This is a genomic window from Paenibacillus sp. Cedars (genome assembly GCF_003184205.1).
Classification (GTDB): Bacteria; Bacillota; Bacilli; order Paenibacillales; family Paenibacillaceae; genus Paenibacillus_AQ; species Paenibacillus_AQ glucanolyticus.
The window spans coordinates 4,760,124-4,772,507 of sequence record NZ_CP020866.1; the positions used below are offsets into that span (position 1 = coordinate 4,760,124).

Annotated in this window: 13 protein-coding genes, 1 pseudogene and 1 riboswitch; of the genes and pseudogenes, 3 read left to right on the forward strand and 11 right to left on the reverse strand. The window is 49.7% G+C overall.

What is annotated here, in order from left to right; genetic code table 11:
- Positions 1-280: 280 nt before the first annotated feature.
- From thiD to tenA, 3 genes and pseudogenes are all read right to left on the reverse strand, one after another.
- A pseudogene (gene thiD / locus B9D94_RS31610) lies at positions 281-829 on the reverse strand (bifunctional hydroxymethylpyrimidine kinase/phosphomethylpyrimidine kinase); the annotation flags it as partial.
- Positions 826-1,662: a hydroxyethylthiazole kinase gene (gene thiM, locus B9D94_RS23575; protein ID WP_148248103.1), complete on the reverse strand. Its 837-nt coding sequence runs from the start codon at positions 1,660-1,662 to the stop codon at positions 826-828. The gene thiM and the pseudogene thiD, both read right to left, overlap by 4 nt.
- Before the next feature lie 49 nt (positions 1,663-1,711).
- Entirely contained in the window at positions 1,712-2,398 is a 687-nt protein-coding gene (tenA, locus tag B9D94_RS23580) for a thiaminase II (protein ID WP_148248104.1), read from the reverse strand.
- A gap of 145 nt (positions 2,399-2,543) precedes the next feature.
- Positions 2,544-2,647: riboswitch (TPP riboswitch) on the reverse strand.
- Positions 2,648-4,500: 1,853 nt separating this feature from the next.
- On the opposite strand from tenA, the gene B9D94_RS23585 reads away from it, so the two are divergent.
- The gene (locus tag B9D94_RS23585; protein WP_006208424.1) at positions 4,501-4,941 is read left to right on the forward strand and encodes a hypothetical protein; all 441 of its coding nucleotides are present in this window, start codon (positions 4,501-4,503) and stop codon (positions 4,939-4,941) included.
- 174 nt (positions 4,942-5,115) lie between these two features.
- Here B9D94_RS23585 and B9D94_RS23590 read toward each other — a convergent pair whose 3' ends face one another.
- The 6 genes from B9D94_RS23590 to B9D94_RS23610 form a co-directional block, all read right to left on the reverse strand.
- On the reverse strand, positions 5,116-5,691 hold the full coding sequence (locus tag B9D94_RS23590; RefSeq protein ID WP_006208423.1) for a YecA family protein: 576 nt from the start codon (positions 5,689-5,691) through the stop codon (positions 5,116-5,118).
- A gap of 569 nt (positions 5,692-6,260) precedes the next feature.
- Positions 6,261-6,635, reverse strand: coding sequence for a hypothetical protein (locus B9D94_RS31615; RefSeq protein ID WP_006208422.1), 375 nt, complete (start codon positions 6,633-6,635; stop codon positions 6,261-6,263).
- Positions 6,628-6,903 carry a hypothetical protein gene (locus tag B9D94_RS31620; RefSeq protein ID WP_253806022.1) on the reverse strand — a complete coding sequence of 92 codons (276 nt, stop codon included), beginning with the start codon at positions 6,901-6,903 and terminating at the stop codon, positions 6,628-6,630. The genes B9D94_RS31615 and B9D94_RS31620 overlap by 8 nt, the downstream gene beginning before the upstream one ends.
- Complete coding sequence (locus B9D94_RS23600; protein ID WP_006208420.1) at positions 6,900-7,505, reverse strand: DUF2087 domain-containing protein; 606 nt, start codon at positions 7,503-7,505, stop codon at positions 6,900-6,902. Before B9D94_RS23600 ends, B9D94_RS31620 begins: the two co-directional genes overlap by 4 nt.
- Positions 7,506-7,733: 228 nt before the next feature.
- A complete protein-coding gene (locus B9D94_RS23605) occupies positions 7,734-7,922 on the reverse strand; it encodes a hypothetical protein (RefSeq protein ID WP_009593181.1) in 189 nt (62 codons plus the stop codon).
- 224 nt (positions 7,923-8,146) lie between these two features.
- Positions 8,147-8,692, reverse strand: coding sequence for a histidine phosphatase family protein (locus tag B9D94_RS23610; RefSeq protein ID WP_148248105.1), 546 nt, complete (start codon positions 8,690-8,692; stop codon positions 8,147-8,149).
- Between the two features lie 190 nt (positions 8,693-8,882).
- Here B9D94_RS23610 and B9D94_RS31130 point away from each other — a divergent pair, with 190 nt between their 5' ends.
- Positions 8,883-9,047, forward strand: a complete 165-nt coding sequence (locus B9D94_RS31130; protein WP_006208417.1) for a hypothetical protein — start codon at positions 8,883-8,885, stop codon at positions 9,045-9,047.
- Between the two features lie 25 nt (positions 9,048-9,072).
- Here the strand turns inward: B9D94_RS31130 and B9D94_RS23615 are convergent, their stop codons facing one another.
- Positions 9,073-9,684 (reverse strand): MBL fold metallo-hydrolase, encoded by a 612-nt coding sequence (locus tag B9D94_RS23615; RefSeq protein WP_253806023.1) that lies wholly within the window; start codon positions 9,682-9,684, stop codon positions 9,073-9,075.
- Positions 9,685-9,949: 265 nt separating this feature from the next.
- On the opposite strand from B9D94_RS23615, the gene B9D94_RS23620 reads away from it, so the two are divergent.
- Complete coding sequence (locus tag B9D94_RS23620; RefSeq protein WP_148248106.1) at positions 9,950-10,681, forward strand: class I SAM-dependent methyltransferase; 732 nt, start codon at positions 9,950-9,952, stop codon at positions 10,679-10,681.
- Between the two features lie 134 nt (positions 10,682-10,815).
- On the opposite strand, the gene B9D94_RS23625 is transcribed toward B9D94_RS23620, so the two are convergent.
- On the reverse strand, positions 10,816-12,288 hold the full coding sequence (locus B9D94_RS23625) for a DEAD/DEAH box helicase (protein WP_040680304.1): 1,473 nt from the start codon (positions 12,286-12,288) through the stop codon (positions 10,816-10,818).
- Positions 12,289-12,384 lie beyond the last annotated feature (96 nt).

Consider the following 12,384-nt stretch of genomic DNA (forward strand, 5'->3'; position numbering starts at 1 on the left):
GATGATTCACAACATCCAGATGCACTTCCATGTGCTTTTCCGTGGACTCTTTCAAAATATCTTCCATGTGATCGTTTATGTGATCCTCCTGGTGTTTGTCCATGTGTTTTTCCATCTGCTCTTCTGTGTGTTCTGCCAAAATCTCTTTCATGTATTTGTCCGAATGTTCTTCCGAATGTTCTTCCAAATGTTTTTCTAAATTCTCTTCCTGATCCGCCCCTGCGCTGATGCCATATATCCGTGCTTCTTCGTGATCCCTATCTTCTCGGTCAGGTCCTCCCTCATCATGGCCGCCCTTAATAACAACGATCTTCGGACCGAGCGCATAAATACGCCTTGCAGCCTCTCGCCGGTCCTCCATCGTCCGAATGCGCATCCCTGCCAATACTTCCGCCTCCGGGATGTTAGGGGTAACCACCAACGCCAGTGGCAGGAGGTGCTCTTTCATTGCAAGCACCGCTTCGTTCTTCAGCAGCTCGGCGCCTCCCTTGGCAATCATCACCGGATCAACAACAACCTTCTCCCAGCCAAATTTATGGATCTGATCAGCAACAAGACGGATGATCTCAGCGTTAAACAGCATCCCGGTCTTCAATGCGTCTACCCCAAGGTCCGAGCCTACCGCTTCGATCTGCTCCGCCGCAGCTTCCGGGGGCAGCGGATAGACGCCGTGAACCCCCAAAGTATTCTGTACGGTAATGGCGGTTATAGCCGACATGCCGTACACGCCGAGCTCCTGGAAGGTTTTCAGGTCCGCCTGGATTCCGGCACCGCCTCCACTGTCCGATCCGGCAATGGTCAACGCCCGGGGTACGCGAACCTCTGTCATCGGGCACCACCTGCAGCAGCAGCTTCACGGATGGCCGCGTAACCCTGCAGCGAACCTGGATGAAGCTTGGACAGCTCATCCAGGAAAGCATTCTGGAAGCTCCCCGGCCCAAGATCAGCCGTACGCTCCGCTGCCCGGGAGGCGGCTGCGCCATAGAAGGCGAGGCCCGCTGTGCCTGCAAGCAGCAGGTTGGATTCAACTGCGGCAAAAGCACCCAGCACCGAGGTCAGCAGGCAACCTGCTCCGGTGACCTTTGTGAGCAGGGCATGGCCGCCGGTAATGATGCGAACATTAGTCCCGTCGGTGATCACGTCTTCTTTACCCGTGATCACCACCATGGTGTCCAGCTCCCGCGCAGCCCGAACCGCAAGCTCGGCATTGCCGAGGTCCCCGCTGCTTCCTGCGTCAACACCCTTGATCTCGCGGGCCTCTCCAACAAGGTGAGCCACTTCAGCCGCATTCCCGCGCACCAGCGAAACCTTCACTTCGCGCAGGATCCGCTGCGCCGACTCCGTCCGAAAGCGGGTCGCGCCCGCACCGACCGGGTCCAATAGAACCGGTACGCCATGGGCATTCGCCGATTGCCCGGCGGTAATCATCGCGTCTACCAGCTCGCGGTTCAGCGTGCCGATGTTTAGCACCACGGCACCCGCGATGGCAGCCATATCCGCCACTTCCTCCGGCGCATATACCATTACCGGCGACGCGCCCAGCGCGTACAAGCCGTTAGCCGTAAAATTCGTAACCACCACGTTTGTCATATTGTGAACGAGGGGGCTCGTCTGCTGTACCTTGCTCAAAAGCGCCGAAACCTCTTTTTCCCATATATTCATATGAAATCAGCCTCTCTTATCTATGCTAGATCGTTACAGACACTACTCTTTACAGCACCGCAGCCTGCATCTGCACCGGCCACTCCTCCTGCTTGTAAGCCATGTCCCAGAACATGTACTCCAACTGGCAGCTCAGCATAAAATGCTCCGTCATCCGCTCCCGCTCCGCCGCTGTGGCGCTTTCCGCCCACAGGTCGACACCGTTACAAAACTTCGCCGTCGCCTCTTCCCCGCGGTTGCCGTAAAAATAAATCCAGTCATAGAACGGGTGAGATTCATCCGGCTTCACTTCATCCAGCAGCTTGCGGCCAATCTCCAGATACGTCCAGGGACATGGCAGCAGCACTGCCATAATCTCGCCAAGACTGCCCTCATGCGCCACCGTCAACATGTGACGGATATAATGATGCGCGGATGGCGCAAGCGGATACCCCTGAAGCTCCTCGTAGGTCACCCCTGCGGCAGCGCAAAAGTTCTGATGCGGATGAATCTCGCTATTCAGAATAAAAGAAATCTGTTCATTAAAAGTCGCAATCTCATTCCTGCTGGTAGATTTGGATATGGCGATGCCATAAATCCGCATGTAGGCGTTTAAATACTCAAAATCCTGCTTCACATAGTGAATCAGTTGTTCCCTCGATAATGTTCCTGCAGCAATCCCTCTCACAAAGGGATGATCAAAAATCGCTTGAAAAATGCCATCCGACTGCCTGCGAAGCTCTTGCGTGAAACTCATACTTATCCCCACCTCTCATGAATTGAAAAGCAGGAAGTCCGGTTACGCACACAGCCTTCAAGGCAACGCTAAAAAGCCGCCCCCGAAAACTGGAGCGGCTTCGTCAACAAGCCCGGGTACGATAGAAAAACGTACCGAGGCCTTATATACGAAGGCTCCACTTTCCTACGCTAGTACGAACTAGATCAGGTTCAAAGGGTCCAAGATACACTCTTGTCTCAGCCGCCAACGGCTCCCCTAGTGGACTTCCTATTCTTTTGTCTATTACTGTACATAGGTTTTTGGATGGTGTCAAACGTTAACCGTTGGTTAACGAAATTCTTATGCACGAACCTGTGCAATATCAGGTGAGCTCGTTGTTGAGCGATTTAGCGAAGGATTTTGGATAGATAATCTGCACCAGGGCCAAGGGAAGAAACGGAGTCAATGTTAGGACACCGCATCGTACCAGAATAGCCATGTTCGCATAAAAACTGATCTCGATACACTGAAACACAGACGCTTCAAAGGCATATCCCCATAATGAGTACATCCGAGCAATTCAAATACATGATTTGAAGAGGAGCCTATTGATGACGAACCAATCGAAAGCTGTTAAACCCATTCCGGATGGCTGCACCTTCGTAACGCAGTCTCAAGAAATTCCGCTGTGCTGAAATGGTGGTAGTCGTGATGGTTATGGGTGTGGGTGTGGGTGTGGGCACAATCAACTCACTTGGGTCTACGGTAATACTCCGGGGGTTTGTGATGGTTATGGGTGTGGTTATGGGCACAATCAACTCACCTGGATCTACGATAATACCGGGGGTTTGTGATGGTTATGATGGTTATGATGGTTATGATGGTTGTGATTGTTGTGGGCATGCTGCTCTTGGGGCTAACGGACAGAGGATACGTTATTTTCCTAGAAAAGTGTTACTTTTGAGATTAACGGACATGAGATGCGTTATTTGTGATATGAGTCGGTAAATTAGCTGTTTTATGAGGAAATAAGGAATCCTGAGTCCGTTAGATTCAAAAAAGGGACTAAATGAGGCAAATAGCGGATCTGATGTCCTTTAATATGTCGAAGACATCGCCAAGAGCCAAGGTTACTGTGAAATAGTGGTATTGGCGCAGCAGAGCTCACGCCCATTCGGGATGGCTGCACCTTCGTAACGCCGTGCATCATCTGAAGAAATTCTGCTGCGCTGAAATAGTGGTAGTGTGATGGTGGTTATTCATGGTTATGGTTATGGTTATGGTGGTTGTTTGATGGTGGTTTGATGGCGGTGGTGGGCATGGGCATGCTACTCTTGCGCTAACGGACAGAGGATACGTTATTCAGCTGAAAAATCGTTATTTTTGAGACTAACGGACATGAGATACGCTATTTGTGATATGAGTCGGTAAATTAGCTGTTTTATGAGGTAATAAGGGATCCTGAGTCCGTTAGATTCAAAAAAGGGACTAAATGGGGTAAATAGCGGATCTAGAGTCCGATAATATGTCGAGGACATCGCCAAGAGCCAAGGTTACTCGCGTAATAGTGGTGTTGGCGCAGCAGAGCTCACGCCCATTCGGGATGGCTGCACCTTCGTAACGCCGTGCATCATCTGAAGAAATTCTGCTGCGCTGAAATGGTGGTAGTCGTGGTGGTGATGGTTATTCATAGTTATGGTTATGGTTATGGTTATGGTGGTTTGATGGCGGTGGTGGGCATGGGCATGCTACTCTTGCGCTAACGGATAGAGGATACGTTATTTTGCTAGAAAAATGTTACTTTTGAGACTAACGGACATGAGATACGCTATTTGTGATATGAGTCAGCAATTTGGTTGTTTTATGATGTAATAAGGGATCCTGAGTCCGCAAAATTCAAAAAACGGGCATAATTGAGGTAAATAGCGGATCTAGAGTCCGATAATATGTCGAGGACAGCGGCACGAACCAGGGTTACTCGTGAGATAGTGGTGTTGGCGACCAGGCTAGTATATTAGGTTATCTGATTATGTTCATTGCCCTTCCCCGCGTAGTCGGCTTCGCTCTTATCTACAGTGAAGATTCGTTTCACTCCAATAGACGAGTGTTATACAATGGCAACTAAAGGGGGAATGTCGCTCATGTGGCGTAAGTACAGGTTTACCCAATCGGTCTGGGCAGGCATTGCCGCCGGTATCATCCTTGGACTGATCTTGAATATGGTAGAGCATTTCACCTCATACAAAGTCTACACGCTGCTCCTGAACGTTGATTACGTGCCTGTCCTGAAGGAACTGCAGCTATCCGAACTCACCGAGTTTATGCTGCACCTTCTAATCTCCGTCCTGCTGAGCATGGCTCTAACCCTCTTCCTGCAGCAAAAAGCATGGTCTCGTAAACGCAGCATGTCTTTTGTTATCCTGGTCTGTCTTGCCGTTGGACTTCTTCTGTTCCCCACCACGGCGTTGTCCGTTCGCACACCGGCGTTGTCCGACCTCGCCGCCCTGGCGTTCTGGCTGACCGGGCATCTGGCGTATGGCCTTGCCCTGGGCTGGATGCTGACAGGGGCACGAAGGGGGTAAAGGTTGTGCTGATCACTCGAATCCACCATAGGTGATCAGATTGTAATATCCAGTGCCTTCATGTGATCAGCTTGGCTTATTCAACGCAAAGTGGCCGCTCCCATTGGAGCGACCACAGCTATATACCGGAATGCGAGGAATCCGCATTCAATTCGATTTCATTTTAAGCGAATTCTAGCGTCCCAAGGACAAGTCCTTGTCTTCCCCATCGGATTCTTCATCGTCGACGTTCGCGTCGTCACCGGATGCCGCTACTCCATCCATAAAGTCTTGAATCTGACCGCTGTTGCGCGTCAACGTGGCGACGGAAACCTCGTGCTTCTTCGCAATATCAGCCTTCGTCGTTGAAATGTTCAGCGATGAGGTTACTATATATTCTAACGCACTTGCATATCCGCCCTGTTTGCGGTACTTCGGATTGGCTTCTCTGGAGAAGCTGTTCCAGACCATCAAGAGACTGAACACTTGAAACAGCTGCTGCTCATCCTGCAATTCGTAATCCTTGCAAATCTGAGGAAACACGGACTCTGCAAGCTCGCGATGCTCATCGTCGTTCCAATCCATCCACCCCAGCTTGTCGTTAATCATCTGTTGCAATTGATCGACCTGTAGCTTAGGCTCTGCTGCTTTCGCACCAGGGAACTGGATGACTTTACCGTAAACCGTGCGTTCATCTCTTTCAAGACAACATCTTTTGTACTTTTTGCCGCTTCCGCAGTGACATAGATCGTTTCTTCCTAGCTTTTTCATTTCCTAGCTCCTATTTGAATGATTTCTTCTATTATACATGGAAAATATAAAAATGCGCATCTCAAGCCTGTCGAACTTAAGGCATGCCGGCCTTACTCGTCATCACACTCTCTTATAGGGGGGCTTCCGATAAGGAGGTACTCAGGCAAGTTAGATAGCAAAAAAAGCGCGAGTTTTCCACTATGAAAGCCGCGCTCTTTCATATTATTCTATAATATCGTCATAGCGCAAGTAGGATGTAACAAATTTGTTAGAACCTATAATAGACTTGTACCATTTTTGGTAAAGTTTCCATAGATCCGCATCATATGGCACATTTGGCCCGGCCCAATGGTCACAGACAGCGATCCCAATATCCCCTGACGCCGAGTCGTCACTTGCGCAGCCTAGCTCGATTCCTTTCTCTATGAAGTTGTCCCCAAGCGATAAACAGCTCCTTGACTCTTGTTGTTTTTGCCGGCTCGAGCGCCTCTTTTCGGAGCTGCAAGTCCCTTTATGGGACTTGCGCGAGCCGCGAGCGCGCCTTTGGAGCCTGCAAGACCCCCTAAGGGACTTGCACTGGCCGCGCCTTACCTCAGCGGATATACCAGCTGGATATCCTTTACCGGGGCCAGCCCTTCATACAGCGCATGATTATGGTCTGCGCCTACAATACATAATAGCCGTTTTCCCGCATGCTGCCCAATAGCATTCTTGATTCGCTGATTCATGATCAGATGCCGGCATACCCACCTGAGTAGATGGGCCTGCGGATTGATTCGCTCCAGCCATTCATACTTCTCCTTCGTAACCCGATCGTACGCTGCTGAATTTAGAGGAATCGGACCCGATGCCCAAGTCGACAGCTGCCGCTCAAACCACTCATCCAGCTCGGCATTTAACTGCTGCTTTTGCAGCTCGCCGTAACTGTGAAAAGGGTCAAAATCGTTCCACACATCAAGCAAGCTCTACCCAATCCATCGGCACGAACTCATATTTCTTCTCTTCGCATAACGGAAAGATCAAATCCCAATACTCGCTGGCTGGCTCACCCCAGTATCCACGATGGGATCTGTCCTGCTGGTACTGCTTCCAACTGCTCGGAAGGACCTCTCCACAAATAACATCCGGTTCGAACTCAAGAATGAGCTCCTTAATGACATCCAGGGTCAAGTTGTACTTCTGCCTCAGCCCCTCGTCATGGGTCACTCCCAATATGCCAACCGTGGTCACGATAAATCCTTCCACCTTGCCCACATTTCTTGCGGATTCAGCACATACACCCCGTCATTCCTGAACATGAAATGGTGCATGATGAACTCTCGGCGAAGGGTCGCAAAATCCTCATGATAGCCCTTAATGAACTCATTGATCTCCTTCTCGCTGTACTTTCGTTCCTTTTCAAGCTGAGATACCATATGCGTGAGCACGATGAGTTTCTTCTTCAGCTGGGCAGGAATACTCTTCAATTTCCCATCGGAAGTGAAAAAGCTCTTCATAACGGAATCCTTCATCCGTTGATCCTCATCCAACACGCGCTCCGAGCCGCCAGTTGAACGTACTCTTTGATAGATCAGGTTTTCCGTCGCCGTCGCGGTATTTCTAATAAAATAATCATTCAGCGAAAAAAAGATCGTGTTCTTGTCCCTGCGCTCATTAATGAGACTCGCTTCCCGCAGCTTGGCAGCATGATGGGTGATCGTCGCCGGTGTGACGCCAATCTTCTCAGCCAGAAGCTGTCCGTTCAACTCCCCTTCGGCAAGCAGGATGAGCATCTTGATTCGGGTCGGGTCCGCCAGCGCTTTATGATAACTGACCACTTTGTCCAATTGCATAGCCAATCCTCAGCTCCCTAAATAATTTAACAACCATCTAATTTATCAATCGTTAAATTAGATGTTAAACCATGAGGAATAAAATGTAAACCTATCCATGATAAATAGGCTTCAATAGCAAAACTAAGAAACCCGCCCTTCTATCGAAGGAACGGGTCTCTAATGACTCTGGTTGTTACTCGGCGCTCGGCCTGATTTGCACACTGCGGCTAATCGCTGCGTCCCAGCTTACACAACCGCCGCGTCTACTCTGCTCTGATCGGCATTTTGACATCTCTTGCATACCTTAAGCGCCGTGCCGTCAGACTTGTTGGCAACGTAGAGCAGCTTAATGCGCGAAGTGCTGCATACCGGGCATGTGCCGCGACCGCGTGATGGCATGTTCCATAGTGCGCGGCCCCGTTTGGTTTTGGCCATGATTCATATCCCCTTTATTTCATAATCTCTCTAATGATCTTGCGAACCCATACACATATACAGCTCGTCCACAATGCGCTTCACCTTTGTTATATGAAGTCTGATCTTTAGGATTCACGCGCTGCTATACCTGTGCAATTCCATTATAGAGGAAGGCGTGCCGCCAAATATAGGGAATAAATGCTTATGAATTCTTTTTTACATACATGGCTTCGTGCCTGCCGTTAAGGGCTCCATATTCGGTGTATATCCGGAACATCTGATTGTTGGAAGCTAAGCTGGTACACGTCAGGGTTGGACAGAGCCTCCCACTCTCGGAAACCGATTCGGTTATCGTAATACTTCAACAGGAGCGAGATCAGATTGCCATGTGACACGATGACGGCATTTTGGCTGGGACTCTGCAATATCTCCTCCACTACACGAACCGCACGATTCATCGCCCTGTTGCTGGATTCTCCGCCCTCATAACACAGGTCCATATCATCATAGGTTCTGCGCAGCATCTCGCGCCATGCAGGAACGTTCTTGCCCGATAGAACTCTCTCCATTAGCCTCTCGTCCCGTTTAATCTGTATGCCCATGCGATCCGCCAAAGGCGATATGGTGTCATAGGCTCTGCGATAAGTGCTCGAAACCATATGGTCTATCCCTTTGTCGGACAGAAATTCCGCAAGCGCATGCGATTGCCGGACCCCCTCCCTAGTTAACGGAGCATCCGCAGCTTGTCCCTCCGCTTGGCAATGCCGCACGACGTATAATTTTTTCATGGAATTGGCACCTCCTTAACCCATTAATCCTTGTGAACCCTTGATAAGGCTCATGGCTGCATGACCGGTCAGATTGAGGTCACCATCATCCAACATAAGGCGAACTCTCTACGGTTAAAAAAGGCGGGCAATAAATTCGGTTTATCTCACAATCGGCCCAACCCAAGTTTCCGATAGGAGGAATCATTCGATGCCAAGCTTCATCCGCCTGCTTCCGAACAGCTTTATCCGCGTGATCTTCATACCCGGACGCGGTGAGGCAACCGACAATCAAAATCCAAACGCATTGACGGATACTAGAAAACCGAGTGATAACGAGGGATTCCCCCCTTTTTCTCACTCGGTTATTTACTAGTGCACTGCAGAGCTGCCCGGTTTTCCTAAAGCTTGCTCAATATCTGTTCTATGATCTGCTGATCCAAAACGGTATTATGACCCGATATACAAGTGTCAAAATCCATTTCTTTATAGTTCAGCAGTGTCCGAATATAAATTTCCTTGTCTACGTATAGGCTTGGAATGATTTCATCCATGGAGTCTCCGACATTATCGCCAACATGGATCACCCTGTCCGCTTCATCCAGTACACTTATGGAATCCACAGTATGTCCTGGCGTATACATGATTCGTATATGGTCCTCAGGGAAATATAATTCGTTATCGAATGTCAGATTGGGAAGGACCAATTCTGCTTCACCCTCAATGAATCTCTTGTTTTTCTGGATCATGTCTTCCCAGCCGGAATCCATCATGTCCCTGCATAGCTTGTGAGATACGATGGTGCAGTCCCGGAACGAACCATTCCCCCATATATGATCCCAATGATGATGTGTATTGATCACAATGATGGGCTTGTGGTCGTGCTTTATGTATTCTTTAACTGGTTCGATGTTCAAAGATCCCAGACCCGTATCAATGATGTAATTATTCCGGTCTCCCATAATAAGCTGGACATTTAAATCCCATCCCGAGGGGATATGGTTGGTAAACAAAACGCTTCTATTCTTTATCTTTTGAATTTTCATCATTCACTCTCGCTATCTGTCATTTTTTCGATCATGAAGCTTACTCGTAATTGTGTTCTTATCAGATTCTATGACGCGTGTTAGTCTAAAGTCAACATGGAATGCGCGTGTTTACTCTAACTTGTTAGTCGCTTCGCTCTTAACTTTTTTTCCGGAATATGGTTTATACCACCCTCCGATATGTTACCATACACCATGGTAGATCCAGGAAGATATTTTGAAGGAGGTACTTATGAGCTATCGCGGATCAGAGTTTTACGATAACGAAAGTAACTTCGAGAAGTACATGTTGCGGAGGCAATGGCAGGAGAACGCCAACGATACGTTAGAGAAGCCCGTCATCTCGCAGCTGCTCGGGGATATCTCCGATCAGCATATTTTGGACCTCGGGTGCGGAGATGCCGGATATGGCGCCGAACTGCTGGATAAGGGCTGTTCCACTTATGTCGGCATCGAGGGTTCCCGCAATATGGTCGAAGCCGCCTCCAGTTCACTTGCAGCTTACAGCAATGGTACCGTAGTACACACGATGATAGAGGATTATACGTACCCGCCAGATGCCTACGATCTGGTGCTGTCCAGACTTGCCATTCATTACCTTCAGGATATTGAGCATGTCTTCCGCTGCATTCATCAGACCTTGAAGCCAAGCGGCCGGTTGATCTTCTCCGTCGAGCATCCCGTCATCACCTCCACGCTTCAGCCATCGGGCACAAGAACCAACTGGGTGGTGGACCATTACTTTAACGAGGGCTACCGCGAACAACAATGGCTCGGCGGCACCGTTCATAAATACCATCGTACCGTCGAGGCTTACTTCCGAGCGATGCAGAAAGCCGGCTTTATCGTCGAACAGCTTCGGGAGTCCAAGCCGGTGCGAGAGAATTTTACGAACGACGAAACCTATGAGCGCAGGCTCAGAATTCCGTTGTTCCTGTTTCTTGTGGGAAGAAAGAATGCGTAATACATACCATTTCGAATAAAAAAGCACCCGTCCACTTCAATGAAGGGAACGGGTGCTTCTTGTTCTTCTGTTTAGGATGATTGTGGAATAGCGGGAACGCCTGCATAAACTCATCCGTTAATCGTCAACTCCTCTTACGAGGTTCTGCCTGCCTTGCTGCCTTTATTGAATCCTTCAGACCTGCGTTTACGGGCTTGGCCATCCTTGGGCTTATTCGTTACTTCCGCCTTTAGCTTACGTGCCATCTCTGAATACGGATTACTAACTGCGTCCACCTTGGGTTTACGCGCGGTATCCGTGCTCGAATGGCGCACTGCGTCCGGCTTCGGCTTGCGTGCCGTGTCGGCCTTCGGTTTGCGGGCTGCATCACCCTTGGGCTTAGCAGGTCTGGCCGCCGCCGACTTGGCATTGCCCGGTCTTGCCGAGCCCGATTTCGGGGAACGGTCCACCTTGGCGGATCTTAATGAACTCGACATCGGAAAGTCATGATCTTTAACCTCGGGAATGGACTTTCCGATGAGTTTTTCAATATCGCGGAGAAAAGGAATCTCGTCCACTTCGCAGAACGAAATCGCCGTCCCGCTAAGGCCCGCACGCCCTGTGCGGCCAATCCGGTGAACGTACGTTTCCGGGATATTAGGAAGATTAAAGTTAATGACATGCGACAATTCGTCAATGTCGATGCCTCTGGCGGCGATATCCGTCGCCACCAGCACCCGGGTCTCCCCGCTCTTGAAATTCTTCAATGCCGTCTGGCGGCTGACCTGGGATTTGTTGCCGTGAATGGCTTGTGCCGTAATATTCACCTTGGTCAGATCGCGCACAACTCGGTCAGCGCCGCGCTTCGTACGAGTAAAGACCAATGCGGACACGATGGATGGATCCTTCATCAGCTCATTCAATTGCTTCTGTTTATTCCCGGTTTCCAGCAGATACACCGATTGCTTGATTCGTTCAGCCGTAGAAGATACCGGTGTGATCTCAACTTTTACGGGATTCTGCAGCAATGTTTTTACAAGCTGGGTGATCTCCGCAGGCATCGTGGCCGAGAAGAAGAGCGTTTGCTTTTTGCTCGGCATTTTGGAGATAATACGTTTCACGTCATGGATAAAACCCATATCCAGCATACGGTCAGCCTCATCCAGCACCAGAATCTCCACATGCTGCAGATCGATACGCTTCTGATTCATGAGATCCAGCAGTCGGCCCGGGGTCGCAATCAGGATGTCCGCACCTTGCTGGAGCGCCCGTTCCTGTGTCTTCTGCGAAACGCCGCCAACAATAGCGGTAGAACGCAATTTCGTGAACTGGCTGTAGGCCTTGACGTTATCCGAAATTTGCAGGGCAAGCTCCCGGGTCGGCGACAATACCAATGCACGAATGCGTCGCGCCATGCCCGGTTTAGGGGGTTGTTCGTTCAATAACTGGATCATGGGTACCGAAAAAGCGGCTGTTTTCCCTGTTCCGGTCTGGGCACAGCCCAGCAAGTCTCTGCCGGCCAGCACAGCCGGGATCGCCTGAGCCTGGATCGGCGTTGGCTCCTTGTAATTCTCCTTCGCTAAAGCCTTAAGAATTACAGGGGATATATTTAAATCTTGAAATGTCATGGAATCTCCTTTATGGTGAATAGCTATATTTTTCGCATCACGTAACATGGGGCATCTCTTCTTAGAGTCTCCACAAGCCGTTCCTTTACGTCATAA